Source organism: Campylobacter sp. BCW_6461, from assembly GCF_001762735.1.
Classification (GTDB): domain Bacteria; phylum Campylobacterota; class Campylobacteria; order Campylobacterales; family Campylobacteraceae; genus Campylobacter_D; species Campylobacter_D jejuni.
Genome location: NZ_MJXJ01000022.1, coordinates 122301 through 139057, shown reverse-complemented (window position 1 = coordinate 139057; position 16757 = coordinate 122301). Strand labels below are relative to the sequence as shown.

The 16757-nt window shown below is 30.0% G+C and carries 16 protein-coding genes, 4 tRNA genes and 1 pseudogene; 15 read left to right on the top strand and 6 right to left on the bottom strand.

The genetic code is table 11. The features are described from left to right. Positions 1-11: 11 nt before the first annotated feature. The 4 genes from AJ882_RS04800 to AJ882_RS04785 are packed head-to-tail and all read left to right on the top strand — an operon-like array spanning position 12 to position 4708. The gene (locus AJ882_RS04800; RefSeq protein WP_011050005.1) at positions 12-2168 is read left to right on the top strand and encodes a TonB-dependent receptor; all 2157 of its coding nucleotides are present in this window, start codon (positions 12-14) and stop codon (positions 2166-2168) included. Beyond that, a complete protein-coding gene (locus tag AJ882_RS04795; protein ID WP_002886580.1) occupies positions 2143-3129 on the top strand; it encodes a FecCD family ABC transporter permease in 987 nt (328 codons plus the stop codon). Before AJ882_RS04800 ends, AJ882_RS04795 begins: the two co-directional genes overlap by 26 nt. Next, the gene (locus AJ882_RS04790; protein ID WP_002886581.1) at positions 3129-3905 is read left to right on the top strand and encodes an ABC transporter ATP-binding protein; all 777 of its coding nucleotides are present in this window, start codon (positions 3129-3131) and stop codon (positions 3903-3905) included. Before AJ882_RS04795 ends, AJ882_RS04790 begins: the two co-directional genes overlap by 1 nt. Continuing rightward, a complete protein-coding gene (locus AJ882_RS04785) occupies positions 3902-4708 on the top strand; it encodes an ABC transporter substrate-binding protein (RefSeq protein WP_002882735.1) in 807 nt (268 codons plus the stop codon). Before AJ882_RS04790 ends, AJ882_RS04785 begins: the two co-directional genes overlap by 4 nt. On the opposite strand, the gene AJ882_RS04780 is transcribed toward AJ882_RS04785, so the two are convergent. After that, a complete protein-coding gene (locus AJ882_RS04780) occupies positions 4705-5562 on the bottom strand; it encodes a radical SAM/SPASM domain-containing protein (RefSeq protein WP_002882733.1) in 858 nt (285 codons plus the stop codon). The two genes, AJ882_RS04785 and AJ882_RS04780, sit on opposite strands and share 4 nt — an antisense overlap. 165 nt (positions 5563-5727) lie before the next feature. On the opposite strand from AJ882_RS04780, the gene AJ882_RS04775 reads away from it, so the two are divergent. Further along, on the top strand, positions 5728-6987 hold the full coding sequence (locus AJ882_RS04775) for an MFS transporter (RefSeq protein WP_002851199.1): 1260 nt from the start codon (positions 5728-5730) through the stop codon (positions 6985-6987). Here the strand turns inward: AJ882_RS04775 and mutY are convergent. Further along, a complete protein-coding gene (gene mutY / locus AJ882_RS04770; RefSeq protein ID WP_002868837.1) occupies positions 6973-7992 on the bottom strand; it encodes an A/G-specific adenine glycosylase in 1020 nt (339 codons plus the stop codon). The genes AJ882_RS04775 and mutY overlap by 15 nt on opposite strands. A gap of 72 nt (positions 7993-8064) precedes the next feature. Here mutY and AJ882_RS04765 point away from each other — a divergent pair, with 72 nt between their 5' ends. The 7 genes from AJ882_RS04765 to AJ882_RS04735 all read left to right on the top strand — a co-directional run bounded on the left by AJ882_RS04765 (position 8065) and on the right by AJ882_RS04735 (position 10979). Then, positions 8065-8817, top strand: coding sequence for a hypothetical protein (locus AJ882_RS04765; protein WP_002882730.1), 753 nt, complete (start codon positions 8065-8067; stop codon positions 8815-8817). Positions 8818-8888: 71 nt separating this feature from the next. Further along, positions 8889-8963, top strand: a tRNA-Gly gene (locus AJ882_RS04760). A gap of 9 nt (positions 8964-8972) precedes the next feature. Beyond that, positions 8973-9061, top strand: a tRNA-Leu gene (locus AJ882_RS04755). 18 nt (positions 9062-9079) lie between these two features. Beyond that, a tRNA-Cys gene (locus tag AJ882_RS04750) sits at positions 9080-9153 on the top strand. Between the two features lie 21 nt (positions 9154-9174). Continuing rightward, a tRNA-Ser gene (locus AJ882_RS04745) sits at positions 9175-9262 on the top strand. Positions 9263-9496: 234 nt separating this feature from the next. Then, complete coding sequence (gene ribD, locus AJ882_RS04740) at positions 9497-10477, top strand: bifunctional diaminohydroxyphosphoribosylaminopyrimidine deaminase/5-amino-6-(5-phosphoribosylamino)uracil reductase RibD (RefSeq protein WP_002867560.1); 981 nt, start codon at positions 9497-9499, stop codon at positions 10475-10477. After that, on the top strand, positions 10458-10979 hold the full coding sequence (locus tag AJ882_RS04735) for a hypothetical protein (RefSeq protein WP_002867559.1): 522 nt from the start codon (positions 10458-10460) through the stop codon (positions 10977-10979). The genes ribD and AJ882_RS04735 overlap by 20 nt, the downstream gene beginning before the upstream one ends. Positions 10980-10986: 7 nt before the next feature. On the opposite strand, the gene AJ882_RS04730 is transcribed toward AJ882_RS04735, so the two are convergent. The 4 genes from AJ882_RS04730 to AJ882_RS04715 form a co-directional block, all read right to left on the bottom strand. Next, positions 10987-12351 (bottom strand): L-serine ammonia-lyase, encoded by a 1365-nt coding sequence (locus tag AJ882_RS04730; RefSeq protein ID WP_002867558.1) that lies wholly within the window; start codon positions 12349-12351, stop codon positions 10987-10989. A 14-nt stretch (positions 12352-12365) separates the two neighbouring features. After that, a complete protein-coding gene (locus AJ882_RS04725) occupies positions 12366-13616 on the bottom strand; it encodes a serine/threonine transporter (protein WP_002867557.1) in 1251 nt (416 codons plus the stop codon). 258 nt (positions 13617-13874) lie between these two features. Beyond that, positions 13875-14291 carry a PepSY-like domain-containing protein gene (locus tag AJ882_RS04720; protein ID WP_002843383.1) on the bottom strand — a complete coding sequence of 139 codons (417 nt, stop codon included), beginning with the start codon at positions 14289-14291 and terminating at the stop codon, positions 13875-13877. Between the two features lie 65 nt (positions 14292-14356). Next, the gene (locus AJ882_RS04715; protein ID WP_002867556.1) at positions 14357-15100 is read right to left on the bottom strand and encodes a DUF4261 domain-containing protein; all 744 of its coding nucleotides are present in this window, start codon (positions 15098-15100) and stop codon (positions 14357-14359) included. A 158-nt stretch (positions 15101-15258) separates the two neighbouring features. Here AJ882_RS04715 and exbB point away from each other — a divergent pair, with 158 nt between their 5' ends. The 3 genes and pseudogenes from exbB (at position 15259) to AJ882_RS04700 (ending at position 16745) form a co-directional block, all read left to right on the top strand. Continuing rightward, the gene (gene exbB, locus AJ882_RS04710) at positions 15259-15684 is read left to right on the top strand and encodes a TonB-system energizer ExbB (RefSeq protein ID WP_002867555.1); all 426 of its coding nucleotides are present in this window, start codon (positions 15259-15261) and stop codon (positions 15682-15684) included. After that, a complete protein-coding gene (exbD, locus tag AJ882_RS04705; RefSeq protein ID WP_002851470.1) occupies positions 15677-16066 on the top strand; it encodes a TonB system transport protein ExbD in 390 nt (129 codons plus the stop codon). Before exbB ends, exbD begins: the two co-directional genes overlap by 8 nt. Then, positions 16063-16745 (top strand): annotated as a pseudogene (locus AJ882_RS04700) (TonB family protein). Before exbD ends, AJ882_RS04700 begins: the two are co-directional and overlap by 4 nt. Positions 16746-16757: the final 12 nt, after the last annotated feature.

Sequence of the window (16757 nt, the reverse complement as noted above, 5' to 3'; positions counted from 1 at the left end):
AGGAGTAAAATTTGCACCCAAATAAAAAGTTTTATAAGTTATTTAAGTTATCTTTATTTGCATTATTACTAATAACTAATTTAAATGCACAAGAATCAAATGAAGCTATCAATCTACAAAAAGTTGTTGTTAGTGCAACAGGTTTTGAACAAGATGCAGACTCAAATTTACGCAATGTAATCAGCATAGAAGGCAAAGATCTGCAAAATAAAGGTTATGTTTCCTTAGAACAAGCCTTAGAAAGAATTTCGGGCATTAGTTTTGTAAATTTTGGACTTGGACGCAATATAGACATGCGTGGACAAGGAAATAAGTCCAATATAGCTGTAAAAGTTATGATCGATGGGCGTGCTATTAATGTTCTTGATAATTCCCATGGTGTAACCCCGCTAAATAGTATCAATTTAGATAATGTAGAACGCATAGAAATCATACCTGGGGGTGGGTCTGTGCTTTATGGAAATGGTACTAGAGGGGGTGTGATTAATATCATTACAAAAAAACAAAAATCAGATGCTTTTGCTATAAATTTAAAAAGCAGTACCTATAATCATGGTGGACTAGGTGGAAATTTAGGTATCAATGGCGCCAAACAAATAAATGAAAATTTAGCTTTTAGCTTTGATATACAAAGTTTTAACCTTGATGGATATCAAAAAGGTTATAATGAAAAAGGTTATTTTATTAACACAAAAACCTATATTGATATCAATGATAATAGCGACTTAACTTTGGGTTATAATTATTTTAAAAGCAAAAATACCAGCAGTGGCTATCTAACAAAAACACAAGCTCAAAGCAATCCAACTCAAAAAGGTAATAGTGACAATATCACACAAATCAATCGCCCTGAAATTTCTTTGGATTATCATTACTATTTTGATGATATATGGGAATTTAACCTAGAAGCTTTTTGGCAAAATCAAAAGATCAATTATCTAAAAGATGTTTCTACAATGAGTTATAGAGGTATGAGTCTTCCTGTATATCAAAATGGAAGTGGTTTTGAAGACACGCTTACAGGGATAAGTTTAAAAAACAAACTAAATTATGCAAATAATTCTTATTTTATTTTTGGTTATGAATTTGCAAACCATGATGCAAAAAGAAAGAGTTTGGTGTATTATAGCGCTGCACCTATTATAAACTATCATAGGATGACAACTTTAATGGATATGACTAAACAAAGCCATTCTATTTTCGCTCTTAATTCTCATAATTTTAATGAATTTTTCACTTTATCCGGTGGAGCTAGATATGAATTTAGCACTTATAATACCAATAGATCTTATAGAAATGAAATGAGTATGAACGGAAGACCGCCATCATCAAATCCTATGATCACAGACTCAACAACCCTTTTTGATACCGATAAAAACACCAATAATTTTGCTTTTGAAATCACCCCTAACTTTAAATACTCTGACACAGGCAATCTTTATCTTAAATACGAAAGAGGTTTTGTTTCTCCTACACCTGCTCAGTTTGTCAATCGCAATAACAACACTAGTAATGGAATACCACCCTATTATTCATCGAACCTAAAAGCCGAGATCTTTGATACCTTTGAACTAGGAATTGATGATTTTTGGTGGGATTTTTACGGCTTTAATCTAACTTTATTTTACACTCTAAGCAAAGATGAAATTTCTTATCTTGGAAACCCTCATTCTACTAGTGGATCTTGGTGGAAATATTATAATATAGATCAAACTCGCCGTTTAGGAGTAGAATTAAGCCTGAGTCAAAATTTTTTAGATGATGATTTAATCTTTAGAGAAAGTCTAACTTATCTTGATGCTAAAATTTCTAAAGGTGTTAATGACGGCATGAGAATTCCTTATGTTTCAAAAATCAAAGCCACAGCTGGGCTTGAATACGCTTGGAATAAAAATTTCTCAAATTTTGTTGATTTAACCTATTTTTCTAGAGCAAAAGATGGTGGAACTATAAATGAAAATACAGGAAAAATGTCTAAAAATTCTTGGATAAGGGATTATTTTTTAACAGATATTGGCATGAAATATAATTATAAAAAATTACAAATTTTAGCAGGAATTCGCAATCTTTTCGATAAAAGATACTACACCTATCAAGACAGTATAAATGATCAATACCTAGTTGGGAATGGCAGAAACTACTATGTTGAATTTAAATACGCATTCTAAAATTTTAGTGATTATAGGGCTTTTGGTAGCTTATATAATCGCTTCTTTTATAGCACTTTGCTTAGGAGATGAGAATTTAAACCCAAAAGAACTTTTTTCATATATCTTTAGCCAAGATGAAATTTTAAGACAAATCATCATAGATGGACGCTTACCACGCATTATAATGGCGATTTTAATCGGTATGCTTTTAGCTAGTAGTGGGGCTATCACTCAAAATGTATTTTCAAATCCTATAGCTGATCCTTATATCATAGGTATAGCTTCTGCGGCAACCTTTGGAGCGGTTTTGGCGTATTTGTTAAAATTGAATGATTATTATTATGGAATTTTAGGTTTTGTTTGCTCTGCCTTTTTTGCCCTAGGAGTTTTTAAAATTTCTTCTAAAGCTTCTATAGCAACTTTACTCATTATCGGCATAGCAGCTTCATCTTTTTTAGGGGCTTTTACTTCTTTTTTCACTTATCTTATAGGCGAGGATTCTTTTAAAATAGTCGCTTGGCTTATGGGAAATATAGGCAATGCTTCTTGGTTTCGTGTGGGAATTTTAATCTTACCTTTAATTTTTTGTTTGTTTTATTTTTACGCTCATAAAAACGAATTAAACATACTTTTAAGCGGAGATGATGAAGCTAGAAATCTAGGGGTAAATGCTCAAAAATTAAAGATAAATTTACTCATTGTCTCATCCTTGGCTGTATCTTTTGCGGTTGCTTTTAGCGGACTTATAGGCTTTGTTGGACTCATCATTCCTCATACTATAAGACTTTTGCTTAAAAATTATGACAATGCCTTGGTTATCCCTTTATGTACAGCATTTGGAGGATTATTTTTACTTATTTGTGATACTTTAGCAAGAACTCTTTTAACCCCTGTACAAATTCCGATTGGAATTTTAACTGCATTTTTTGGAGCTCCTATTTTTTTATACTTGGCTTTAAGTGCTAGGAGATTTTTATAATGCTAAAAATACAAGATTTAAGCTTTGCTTATCACCAAAAAGATTTACTAAAAAACATTCATTTAGAACTTAAAAATCGGGCTTTTATAGGAATTTTAGGGCCAAATGGCTCAGGCAAAAGCACTCTTTTAAAACTTATACTTAAAAATTTAAGTCCAAATAAAGGAGAAATAAGTCTTTTTAATACAAATATCAAAGATTTTTCTCTTAAGGAATTTGCCAAAATTTGTGGCTTTGTGCCTCAAAAATCAGAATTAAACACCCCTTTAAAAGTCATCGATGTGCTTTTAATGAGTAAATATGCGAATTTAAAACACGCTTTTAGTTCTTATTCTAAAGAAGATATTTTAGAAATTAAAGAATTTGCTAAGGATTTAAGACTTGAAAATTTTCTAGAAAGAAGCATACTTTCTTTAAGTGGGGGTGAATTTCAAAGAATGCTTTTAGCAAGAGCTTTGCTTAAAAAGCCAAAAATTCTTTTTTTAGATGAACCCACTTCAGCCCTTGATTTAAACTATGCTATAGAGCTTTTAAGCCTTTGCGAAAAACGAGTTAAAGAAAAAAATATAGCCGTTGTTGCTATCTTGCATGATTTAAATTTAGCTTCTATGTTTTGCGATAAAATCCTTTTTTTAAAAGAAGGGGAAATAAAGTATTTTGGAACGAGTAAAGAGCTTTTTACTCAAGAAATTTTAAAAGAAATTTATGATTTAAACTGCGAGATTATTTATAAAAATTCTAAACCTTATATTTTAGCTTTAAAGGAGAAAAAATGAAAAAAATTTTAATTATTATGAGTTTGTTTTTAATCACACTAAATGCAAAAGAACGCCTTGTAGTGCTTGATCCTGCAAGCATAGAAACCCTTTTTATGCTTAAGGCTGAAGATCAAATCGTAGGCATTGCCACTTTACAACACTCAAATATCTATCCTAAAGATCAAACCTCAAAACTTACAAGCGTAGGCACTTTTTCAAATCCTTCACTTGAAAAAATAGTAGCATTAAAACCAAGTTTGGTGATTTTAAGCTCTTATTCTTTAAATTTAGAAGAAGGACTTAAAAATTTTGGTATCAAAAGCATCAATTTAAAAGCCGAGCATTTAGAAGATATAACAAAAAATATCACAACCTTAGGTCAAATCACGAAAAAAGAAAAAGAAGCAGAGCTTTTAAAACAAGAATTTAACCAAAAATTTAAAAAATTAAGCGATAAACCCCTAAATAAAAGTGCGATTTATCTTTATTCTAGCAACCCTTTAATGGCCTTTAATGATAATTCTTTAATAGCTGATATTTTAAGACTCATAGGGATTAAAAATTTAAGTCCGCAAAGTCAAATTTCAAGACCTGTTATATCAGCAGAATATATACTGAAACAAAATCCAGACATACTCATTCTTGGAATGAATGCCAAAAACAATCTTTTAGATACAAATGCTTTATTGAAAAATACCAAAGCAGTTAAAACAGGAAGTATTTATTTTAACAAAGATACACCTATATTATTACGCCTTAGTCCTAAGATAATAGATAGAATTCAAGAATTTAAAACAAAGCTAGAAAATAACAATTTTTAATCACCCAATCTTGCTTTAAAAAATTCGCAAGTTTGACAAAGTTTTTCTATGCGTTTATCTTCTTCAAAAGCTTTTTTCATCATCTTTATACGCGATGATTTAAAAAGCTTATCAAAGTTATTTTCAAAAACATTTCCCAAGTTAATATCTGCTTTAGTATCCAAACAGCAAGGCACTAAACTTCCATCACTTAAAATCCCAATTTGCTCTTTTAAAGCATGACATTTTCCTTTTTTATAAAGGGGTTCATCTTTTAAATTTGGCCATTTAAAAAGTTTATTTTGATGAAGCAAAATATGTCTTTGCAAGCGATTTTTACTTAAGTTTGTATCGATCTTAACTTCAAATTCTTTAGCTAAAAACTCATAAATTTTTAAATTTGACTTAGGTGCTTTAAAATTAGCATCTAAATTCCAAAGTCTTAGATTGATAAAAGAAAGGCTTTTTTGCTCTAAATGCTTTTTGCAAAGTTCTAAAATAGGCTTAAAATACTGTTCTAAAGAAATTTTGCTTTGACTTAAAAAAGACATTAAAGAAATATTGATTTGATGGATATTCTCATACCCTAACAATAAAGCTTGATTTTTAGAATTTAGATAAAAGCCACTTGTAGTGATTTCAAGTTTCATAGCTTCATCTTTTGCGATTTTTAGATAATTTTCCAAATTAGGTAAAAGCAAAGGATCGCCCAAAAGATGAAAGGTAAAAAGCTCAGCTTTATTAGAAATTTCATAAGCTAAGTTTTGAAATTTTTCTTCACTCATTACCCCGCGAATTCCTTTTTGAGAAGGACAAAAATCACATTTTAAACCACAAATATCACTTAATTCTATATATATTTTTTTAAATTTCATTATATTTCCTAGAGTAAACATTTTACCAAAATTTATGAAATTTATTAAAATATGTAACATTTTTATCGATATTTTTATCTTTTTTATTTCTCTTCTTTATTTTTAAATATATTAAACAAAAATCACACTATACTTAAATAAAAATCTAAAATTAAGGAAGGGTTTATGCAAGAGCTTACTCGCACGAAAAAAATTCGCTCTATTATTGCTGCAAGTAGCGGAAATTTAGTAGAGTGGTTTGATTTTTATATCTATGCTTTTACAGCAACTTATTTTGCTCATACTTTTTCAACTTCAGATAATCCTGTTATCCAGCAAATCAATGCCTTTGGGGTTTTTGCAGCAGGGTTTTTTATGCGTCCTATAGGCTCTTGGCTTTTTGGCTCTTTAGCTGATAAAGTAGGTCGTAAAAAATCTATGGTTATATCAGTGGTTTTAATGGCTTTGGGCTCTTTTATGATAGCAGCCTTACCAAGCAAAGATACAGTGGGCGATCTTGCTATTATCTTACTTTTAATAGCAAGACTCATTCAAGGTCTTAGTGTAGGCGGGGAGTATGGCATAGCAGCTACTTATCTTTCAGAACTTGCTACAGAAGGAAAACGCGGTTTTTACTCATCTTTTCAGTATGTAACACTAATAGGTGGTCAACTTTTGGCCGTTGCAAGCATTAGTATAATGTTTTTATTTTTTAGCATTGATGATATGAAAGATTATGCTTGGAGAATACTTTTTGTAATAGGCGGAATTTTAGCACTAGGCTCGCTTTTTGTAAGAAAAATGATGAATGAAAGTGCTACAAAACTTCACCAGCATGAAGATCGTGGTACTTTAAAAGCATTATGCAAATCTTGGAAACCTTTTTTAATGGTGCTTGGGGTTACTTCTGGAGGTTCTTTAGCTTTTTATACTATTACAACTTATACTAAAACTTTTATGGAAAATACGGGTATGGATAAAATGCTTGTTAATAATCTTTTCTTAGGTGCTTTATTTATACTAATGATCATTCAACCTCTTTTTGGATATATAGGAGATAAAATAGGACACAAACGATCTTTAATTGTATTTTGTATTTTGGCATTGGTAGGAATTTATCCTATTTTTTCACTTATAGCCAATAACGCACAAAATAATCCTTCTTTGACATTTATGTTAGTAGTATTATTGTTTGTTATTTTAAGTTTTTATACTTCAGTTGCTGGGATTTTTAAAGCAAAACTTTTTCCTGAACATGTAAGAGCTTTAGGGACAGGTTTGGGTTATGCTATTTCAAATGCTGTTTTTGGAGGATCTGCTCCTTGGGTTGCTTTACAATTTAAAAATGCAGGTATAGAAAATGGCTTTTTTATATATATAGCTATTTTTACAATCATCATGCTTATAGCTACTTTATGTTTGCCTAAAAAATCAGAGCTTAATTAATTTTAACGCTTTTAAAGAAAGTGCCGAAAGTGCGGTACTTTCTAACTCTTTTAAGGTTTTAAATTCATAATTTTTATTTTCATTGTTTAAAATTTGATGATAAACCTTGATATTAAGTTTATACTTAGTATAGCTGTGCTTAAACTCCCCTACAAAACCCATATCTTTAGAAAGTTTATACTCTCCTTCTTTAAAAAAAGGAAAATTATACATACCCTTATAAAGCTTATCTTGGCTTTGCCCTATGGCAAATTTTTTATTAAATTCAAACAAAAAAAGATTTAAATTTACACTCTCATAAAGTATTTTTTTAGCTCTTGGATAAAGCTCTGTATGAAATTTGCCTTGACAAAAATCATACAAAGGACAAATCCCACACTTTGCATTTTTACTCACACAAACCAAAGCCCCTATATCAAGCAAGGCTTGGTTATGATCAAAAGCATGATTTAAATTTAAAAGCTCTTTAGCTCTTTTTTCAAGTTCTTTCATGCTAGGATTTTCTAAAGCAAAAAGACGAGAAAGCACACGGCGTATATTACCATCAACAAAAGAAACCTTTTGATCATAACCAAAACAAGCTATAGCACCTGCTGTATAAGCTCCTATACCGCTTAATTTTTTTAGATCCTCAACTTCTTTGGGTAATTTAGCTTCAAACTTATCCACACATTCTAAAGCTGCCTTTTTTAAATTTCTAGCACGAGTGTAATAACCAAGTCCTTGCCAAGCCTTTAAAAGCTCATCTTCATTAGCATTAGCCAAACTTTCTAAAGTAGGAAATTTTTGCAAAAAGGGGAAATAAAACCTTTCCAAAACTGATTTAACTTGAGTTTGCTGAAGCATAATTTCGCTGATATAAACTCCATAAGCTCTATCAATATGCTTTAAACTTTCATCACAATTTTGACTTTGTAAATTACGCCAAGGTAAAGTTTTGCGTCCATTTTTTTCATACCAAAGAAGTAAATTTTCTTGTAGTTTTTCAAGCTCTTTTTTTTGCATAAATGAGAGTATAACAAAAAATTTTAAAATTTTTTGCTAAAATTAGCTCAAATTAAATTATTAAGGATATCCATGTTAGCTTTTTTTAAAGGTTTAGGTATAGGTTTTTTATGTTTATTACTTTTTGTTGCAGGAGTAGTTTTTAATGTAGAATTTTTAGGCAAAAAAGACTCTAATCATGATTTATATTTTTCAAGAAATATAGAAGTAAGCAATACACTAAAACCCGATATTTTATATGCAAATATTAATTTTTGGGCAAATGAAAATTTAAGCTCAAAAATCACATTAGACAATAGTGAAAAAGCCGAAATCACAAATACTTTCAATCAAATTTTAGAACGCTCAAAAAAAGAAAATTTTTGTAGCGGAGGAAGTTTTTCTTTAGAACCTAATTTTTCCTATAAAGATGGTATACAAACTCCAAAAGGTCAAAGATTTGATGCGAATTTAGAATGTGAATTTAAAGAAAACCAACTTGCAGATTTTAACAATCTTTTAAATGACATCAATTCTATCATAGCTAAAAATAATTTCATCAGCGTTTCAACACCAGCCATACAAACAAAATTTTCAAAAGATACACTAAACAACAACAAAGAAAATCTCTACAAAGAGCTTTTAAAAACATCATACGAATATGAAAAAACTTACTCTTTAGATCTTAATAAAACTTGTGTATTGAAAAATTTACAAGTAAATGCCAATACCAATATCGCACCTAGAATGCTAAATGCAAAATCTGATAATATAGAACTTTCATCTCCAATTATCAGCGAAAAAGAACAAATTTTAAACGCGAAAGCTTTATTTATTTGCAAATAACTTAAGGCAAAATAAACTCCTTTTAAGTTTATTTTGCTATACTTTTATCTTCAATTCTTTCAGAAATTTATGCGGGAATAGCTCAGGGGTAGAGCACAACCTTGCCAAGGTTGGGGTCGCGAGTTCGAATCTCGTTTCCCGCTCCATAATCACCCGCCCGGGTGGTGGAATTGGTAGACACAAGGGACTTAAAATCCCTCGGAATTTTTCTTCCGTGCCGGTTCAAGTCCGGCCTCGGGCACCACTTTTTCAACATTATCAGGGCGACATAGCCAAGCGGTAAGGCATGGGCCTGCAAAGCCTTGATCTCCGGTTCGAATCCGGATGTCGCCTCCAAAAGGCAAAACTTTACTTTATCGGGAGATGGCTGAGTGGTCGAAAGCGGCGGTCTTGAAAACCGTTGAGGGTCACACCTCCAGGGGTTCGAATCCCTTTCTCCCGGCCACCAAGACTTTCTAGTTTATTAAGCTTATATCATTCCTGAAATTATAAAGGATACTACAAATGAAAAATAATACTTCGGTCTTACTATTTTTGTTATATCCTAAAAAACTTAGAAAAACTATGACTAATATAATTAAAAATAAGAAATACAAATGGAAAATTTAGAATTTATTATTTTAAAACAAAAATATAAAATTTTAAAAATATGTCAAATTTTAAAATACAAGGTAGCTAAATGAAAGAATTTTATATGAATTTAGCTTTAAATGAGGCTTGGAAATATCAGTTTTTAACCTATCCAAATCCAGCCGTAGGCTGTGTAATCTTAGATAAAAATGAAAAAATTTTAGCCATAAAAGCTCATGAAAAAGCTGGATTGGCTCATGCAGAACTTAATGCCATAGCTCATGCTTTTAAAAGCTTAAGACCTGAAATTTCATTGCCTAAAGAAGTAAACGCCTTACATGAGTTTATTTGCAAAAACCATCAAGGTGTATTTAAAGATAGTATAGCTTTTGTCACACTTGAGCCTTGCTCTCATCAAGGAAAAACGCCTCCTTGCGCAAAACTCTTTAGCGAGCTAGGTTTTAAAAAAATTTTCATCAGCGTTAAAGATGAAAATAAAATCGCAAGTGGTGGAGCTGAATTTTTAAAAAAACAAGGCATAGAAGTTGAATTTGACATACTTAAAGAAGAAGGAAAAAAACTTTTAAAACCTTTTTTAAAATGGCAAAAAGGGCAATTTAAACTTTTTAAATTAGCCCTTTCTATGAATGGCTCACCTTTTGGCAAAATCGTAAGCAATAAGCTAAGTCGCACTTATGCACATAAAATTAGAGCGGTGATTGATTTGCTTGTAGTCGGTGGAGAAACCATAAGAAAAGATCGCCCTATACTAGATGCTAGGCTTTGCAAAGCAAAAGCGCCTAATCTTTGTATCTTAAGCCGTCAAAATATAGATAATTTTGATAAAAATATCCCTTTATTTAAAGTTCCAAACCGCCAAATTTATACCCAAATTCCAAGTGAGGCTAAATTTTTAATGTATGAGGGTGGAGAAAATTTTCTCAAAATCTTTAAAGATGAAATAGATATGTTTTTGATTTTCCAAAGTTCAAGTTTAAATGATGAAAAAAATGTTACAATACCTTTAAATTTCAAGCCACTTTATAGGAATTTTTTAGGGAGTGATACTTATGGCATTTATGAACTTTAGTGGATTTTTTTATGCGAGAAATGATTTAAGATTATTTAAAATAGAAAAGAAAAATGAATTAAAATCCTTTTTTTACAAAGACTACACCTTATCAAGCTACAAAGATGATTTAAATTTAAACAATGAAATCTTTTTTTATCAAAGTTTAAAAGAAGGCTTATTTAAAGAAAATGATGAAATTTTAGTTTCAAATTTGGGTAAAAAGATCATACTTTTTAGAAATTTCACTCAAAATTGCGATAATTTTAATGAAGCAAAATTAAAACAAATATTGCTTTTATTTTTTTTATTATTAGCGAGCGTATTTTTTGCAAGTTTGGCTATGATTAATGAATTTGGAGCCATAGATCTTGTTTTTTTAATGATTTGCTTATTGCTTTTAGTGATGGGGGCAATCAATCTTGGCTTGCTTTTTAAGCAAATTCGTATTCTTAAAAGTTTTTCCAAAGAAGAAATGAAAGAATTTTTAAGTCTAAGAATGAAAAAATACACCAAAGTGTAAAAACACTTTAGCATACTGTTTTTAAATTTGTAGCAAGACCACCTAAAGAAGTTTCTTTGTATTTATAATTCATATCTTTTCCTGTTTCATACATGGTTTCTATAACCTCATCAAGGCTTACCATAGGAGTAGATTTACGTGTCATTGCCATTCTAGCAGCACTTATAGCCTTAATAGCTCCAAAGGCATTTCTTTCTATGCAAGGAATTTGCACAAGCCCTGCAACTGGATCGCAAGTTAAACCTAGATGATGTTCCATTGCCATTTCAGCAGCGTTGCATGCTTTAAAAGCATTAGCCCCTAAAACTGTTGCCATAGCTGCAGCTGCCATAGAGCTAGCACTACCAATTTCTGCTTGACAGCCTGCTTCTGCTCCGCTAATGCTTGCATTTTTCTTATAAAAAGAACCTATAAGCATTGCTGTTAATAAAAACTCTATAGCCTTTTCATCACTAAAACCTATAGTATGGTTTTTAAGATAAAGCATAACAGCAGGGATAACAGCACATGCTCCATTTGTTGGTGCGGTTACAACTTTTGCTCCGCTAGCATTTTCTTCAGCAATCGCAATAGCATATAAAGAAATAAAATCGATAATGCCCATAGGATCAGCTGTCATCGCCACTCTTTCTTTAAGTCCTTTAGCTCTACGCTTTAAATGAAGTTTTCCAGGCAAATAATCTTCATTTGGATGAGTGCCATTATAATACACTTCTTGCATTACTTCCCAAATTTCAAGACAATAAGCACGAATTTCCTCTTTAGTGTGAAATTGCAATTCGTAACGATAAGAAAGCTCTGCTAAATCCCAATCTCTTTTATCGCAAAGCTCTAAAGCTTCTTTTGCATTGTTAAGCTCTATATCTAGTTTTTTCTTTTTATTTTGGTTGGAATTTTTACCTTTTTTTTCTAATTGTGCAGCTGTTAAAACAAAGCCTCCGCCTACAGAATAATAAGTTTCTTCATCAACTAACCCACCTTTACAATCATAAGCTTTAATCTTCATACCATTCTCATGTAAAGGTAAAAAATCTTTGGAAAATATCAAATCTTTTTCATAATTAAAACAAAGTTTTTTCTCACCACAAAAATCAATTTGAGCATTTTCAATAGCATTTTTATTTACTTCATCTTGTATTGCTGTGCTTAAATTTTTAGCTTCTAGGCCATTTAACCCCCAAATTACAGCCTTATCACTCAAGTGTCCTTTACCTGTTAATGACAAAGAACCATAAAGAGTAACCTCAACTCTATCAATTTCATCAAGCTTTTTAGCGACTTTTTTACAAAATAAATTTCCAGCAAGCATAGGCCCTAAAGTATGAGAAGAAGAAGGACCAACACCTATTTTAAAAATGCTTAAATTACTCATTTTTTATCCTTAATTTATAAAAGATCATGAATTGCAGCAGAAATTGCAACTATCCCCATTACCAAAATAAAAAGATCTAAAAATTTATTACGAAATCTTGCCAAAATATCAAAACGATAAATACAATAAAGTGGCATTAAGAAAAGCAAAATAGCCAAAACAGGGCCACCAATAGCCTCGATAATTCCTATAACACTTGGATTTTTATACGCAACAAGCCAAGCAATAGCAAAGGTAATGATCGCTGTTAAAGTTTGAGCGAATTTACCTTGAATTCTACCATTACTTGCTTTATATAAAATGCCATTTAAGCCTTCTTGAGAACCAAGATAATGTCCTAAGAAACTTTTGCTAATAGCCACAAGTGCAACAATAGGTCCAACATAAGCTAGTAAAGAAACTTCAGGAAATTTATTTGCTATAAAAGTAAGAATATTGATATTTTGATCTTTTGCTGATGCAAAATCTTCTGGTGTAAAGGTTAAAGCACAAGAAAAAACAAAAAACATTACAACAAAAACCATAAGAATAATTGCCAAAGAAATAATTTTTCTAGCGCGAGGTTCAGCATAATCACCATATTCTTTTTTACAATAACAAGCAAGTGAAGAAATGATAGGAGAGTGATTAAAACTAAATACCATCACAGGAATAACAAGCCATAAAGTAACCCAAAAATTACTTGTTGAAATTACGGAAAAATCAACATTTGCAAATAATGATGAATTCCATTGTGGAATTAAAAGCAATGAAAAAATAAATAAAAATATAATAAAAGGAAAAACAAGAAAACTCATTGCTTTTGTTACAACATTTTCACCAAGAATAGAAATCAAAACCAAAACTCCAACAATCAAAAAACTCACCCACCAACGAGCAGCATGAGTAAGATCTGCATTGAAATTGAACTGATTGATTAAGAACTCAAGCAAAGTTGTTGTAAGATTAGCACTATAAACCAATAAAATAGGCAAAATAGCAAAAAAATACAAAAGTGTAATTAAAAATCCACCGCCCTTGCCAAAATAACTTTCTGCAACAAAAGTAATATCATCTTTTGGATTAGAACTTGAAAGCACAAAGCGACATAAATTTCTATGAGCTAAGTAAGTCATAGGAAAAGCTAAAACAAGTATAACTAATAAAGGTATCAATCCACCAAGCCCAGCACTAATAGGTAACAAAAGTACGCCGGCTCCAATAGCTGTTCCAAAAAGAGATAAAACCCACCTTGTATCGTGACTAGTCCATTTAGGAGTATTCATTATTCTTCCTTAAATTTAAGATTACATCTCTTTTATTTTAGCAAAATATTTATAAATAATTATTTTTAAAAAAAATATTTTAAATCTTATGTAACATTTTGTAAATTTAATTTTATAAAAAAACAATCACTTGTATCAATAAAGTATTATTTTAAAACTAAATATATTTTGGGTTTTGCAATCAAAAAATAAAAATTTGGAAGACTATGCTTCCAAATTTTTGCATCAAATTTTCTAAGGGAGTTAAATTTTCAAAAATTAATCTAATTTTTGACCTAGGATATTTCCTTGCATATCTGTATAAACTTCCATATTGTTATTAAACTTAAATTTATAACCATTAATTTCTTTGTCTACTTCAAGAATTTGAGCATTTGGTTGAGTTGCACTCACTTTTTTCATAACATTAGGTAAGATAGTATGTGGCAAAGCCTTATATTTTCCATCAACTTCTTTCCACTCTCCATTGATCATAAAATCAATTTCAGTTCCATCATTTAAAATCACATCATAAGAATCTATGTCTTTTTTCACCAAACCAATTTGAGCGGTTTTAAAATTTTTAGAAATAAATTCTTTGGCATTATTTGGAAGTTCGCTAGCAGGAACAACCATATCTTTAGCTAAAAGCACCGTAGTACCCAACAAAGCAAGTAAAGTTAGTTTTGCTTTCATAATTTCTCCTTTTTTTGTCTTGGTTGGCGAAAGTTTAACTCAAAACTGTGAAGTGAATGTGAAACTTAAAAAATAATTTTCAAGCTTTCATTCTCAACACTTATACCTTGGCTTTTTATAAATTTTATTTCTTTTCCATCTTCAAATTTTAAAATATCTTTATCTTTTAGATTAATATCATAAGTTAAAATATGCAAAACAATATCATAAATACAAAAGAAAAGTTCTTTTTCTTCTATGTTTAAATCACAAACTTCAAGTTCTAATTTATCAAAATTTCTAAGCCCATAAGTATAAGCATTAACTCCATTTTCACTAGGATAAACACTAACATATATCCAATTATATACCGGCAAGCAATTATCATCTAACATTTTTGCATTTTCTATATAAAAACTGGGCTCTAAAACAACTGCACCTGTATAAAAACCTAAAGCATGTTTATTATCCAAACATAAAGCTGCAATTTTCGTAAACATTTTAGCTTGTTCTAATTTGCTTTGATCTTGACTTAGCACCGCTATAAGAAGATGAGCTTTATGTTTTTTAGTTTGCTCTAAGGCATCTTTCCACATAAAATTAAAATTTGCATAGTATTCTGCTTCGTGATTAGGTATAGGATTTTTAATCAAATTTAGAGTAATCAACATATTTTCATATGAAAAAATCACTCCCTCTTTGGTAAAATTTTCATCAGCTATTTTTATATTAAATTTATCTTCTAAAATGCTTTTTAACTCCGAAAAATTAAAATCAACTTCATCAAGAAGAACAAAAGAGGTAAAATTGTGATTTAAATCTATAGTCATGTTAAATCCTATTTAAATTTTTATAAATTATAACCTAATAAAAATAAAAACTATAAACAAGAATTTCTTAAAAATTATGATAATTGATATTAATTATAAATTTATTTTTTATACAGTATAATCTTTTAAAATTTATAAGTATATTTTTGGAGAAAAATATGGAATTTTTAAAAGATTACATCGATTTAATTATCTTTTTAATTCTAGGAATTATGGCATTTATAGCTTTTTGGTGTGTTGTAGAAAGAATGCTATTTTTTAGAAAAATTAACTTTAAAAATTATGAGAATCAAGAGCAATTTGATGATGCGATTAGTGAAAATTTAACCACCATATATATCATCTATTCCAATGCCCCTTATATAGGACTTTTAGGCACTGTAATAGGCATTATGGTTACATTTTACGAAATGGGCTTGGCGGGCAATATAGATGTCAAATCCATAGTCGTGGGACTTTCTTTAGCTCTTAAAGCTACAGCCTTAGGACTTTTGGTTGCTATTCCTGCTTTAATGGCTTATAATGCCTTACTTAGAAGAGTTTCTCTCTTAAGCAATGCTTATAAGGCAAATAAAAATGCTTAAACTACCAAAAAATGAAGGTTTAAATATAGTCCCATTTATAGACATTATGCTTGTTTTGCTTGCTATAGTGCTTAGTATTTCAACCTTTATTGCACATGGAAAAATTCAAATCTCACTTCCTTCAAGTGAAAATGCTACCAATATAAGCAATAATGAAAAAAAACTTCTTATAACCATAGACGAAAAAAATACTTTTTATTTAAATGATAAATTAGCTGATTTAAATGAAGTTCAAAATGCTATTTTTTCACTTGATAAAAAAACCATAGTAGAACTAAAAAGCGATAAAAATGCTAAATTTGAAAGCTTTGTAAAAATTATAGATTTTTTAAAAGCCAAAGAACATGAAAATTTTCAGATTCTTACTGAGAAAAACAAATGAAAACTTTATTTTTAAATTATAAATACCAAGCTTCTTATATAACTTTTATAGTCTTTATACCTTTACTTTTTGTCATTTTTCACTCGAATGACTTTTTTAAAATGGAAATTAAAAATGAAGATTCTTTTTCTTTAGCAATAAAACAATTTACCCAAACTAAACCAACAAATGAGACTAAACCAACAGAATCCATTATAGAACCTATCAAACCAAAACCTCAGCCAAAAGTTATTAAAAAAACTCCTGAAAAAATGCAAAAAAAGATAAAAAAAACACCTCCACACCCAATACCAAATAAAACCCCAATAGCACCAACTCAAGAAGTTAAAACTTTTGCAAAAACAACTGATACAAATGTCAAACCTAAGATCACTCAATTAACACAAGGAAAAGATAATCACCCTGTATTAAAAGAAATCCAAAAAGCTATACGACAAGCACAATTTTATCCAAGGCAAGCAAAAAAATGCGTATGCAAGGAACTGTAAAAGTAGAATTTTTATGGAAAGAAAACAAAACTTTAGCAGATTTAAAAATCATCGAAAGCTCAGGATATGATTTATTAGATAAAAGTGCTTTAGAAAGCATAAGAAAAGCTTCTTTAAATTTTCCATACTATAACGGGGATTTAAGAATTACACTACCTATTATATATGATTTTAAAACCCTAAGAGGATAAAATTATAATTTG

Bases quoted from the DNA above. Each gene is read 5' to 3' on its own strand.
- AJ882_RS04795 (WP_002886580.1), top strand. From the start codon at position 2,143: ATGTTGAATTTAAATACGCATTCTAAAATTTTAGTGATTATAGGGCTT.
- AJ882_RS04790 (WP_002886581.1), top strand. From the start codon at position 3,129: ATGCTAAAAATACAAGATTTAAGCTTTGCTTATCACCAAAAAGATTTA.
- AJ882_RS04785 (WP_002882735.1), top strand. From the start codon at position 3,902: ATGAAAAAAATTTTAATTATTATGAGTTTGTTTTTAATCACACTAAAT.
- AJ882_RS04780 (WP_002882733.1), bottom strand. From the start codon at position 5,562: ATGAAATTTAAAAAAATATATATAGAATTAAGTGATATTTGTGGTTTA.
- AJ882_RS04775 (WP_002851199.1), top strand. From the start codon at position 5,728: ATGCAAGAGCTTACTCGCACGAAAAAAATTCGCTCTATTATTGCTGCA.
- mutY (WP_002868837.1), bottom strand. From the start codon at position 7,992: ATGCAAAAAAAAGAGCTTGAAAAACTACAAGAAAATTTACTTCTTTGG.
- AJ882_RS04765 (WP_002882730.1), top strand. From the start codon at position 8,065: ATGTTAGCTTTTTTTAAAGGTTTAGGTATAGGTTTTTTATGTTTATTA.
- ribD (WP_002867560.1), top strand. From the start codon at position 9,497: ATGAAAGAATTTTATATGAATTTAGCTTTAAATGAGGCTTGGAAATAT.
- AJ882_RS04735 (WP_002867559.1), top strand. From the start codon at position 10,458: ATGGCATTTATGAACTTTAGTGGATTTTTTTATGCGAGAAATGATTTA.
- AJ882_RS04730 (WP_002867558.1), bottom strand. From the start codon at position 12,351: ATGAGTAATTTAAGCATTTTTAAAATAGGTGTTGGTCCTTCTTCTTCT.
- AJ882_RS04725 (WP_002867557.1), bottom strand. From the start codon at position 13,616: ATGAATACTCCTAAATGGACTAGTCACGATACAAGGTGGGTTTTATCT.
- AJ882_RS04720 (WP_002843383.1), bottom strand. From the start codon at position 14,291: ATGAAAGCAAAACTAACTTTACTTGCTTTGTTGGGTACTACGGTGCTT.
- AJ882_RS04715 (WP_002867556.1), bottom strand. From the start codon at position 15,100: ATGACTATAGATTTAAATCACAATTTTACCTCTTTTGTTCTTCTTGAT.
- exbB (WP_002867555.1), top strand. From the start codon at position 15,259: ATGGAATTTTTAAAAGATTACATCGATTTAATTATCTTTTTAATTCTA.
- exbD (WP_002851470.1), top strand. From the start codon at position 15,677: ATGCTTAAACTACCAAAAAATGAAGGTTTAAATATAGTCCCATTTATA.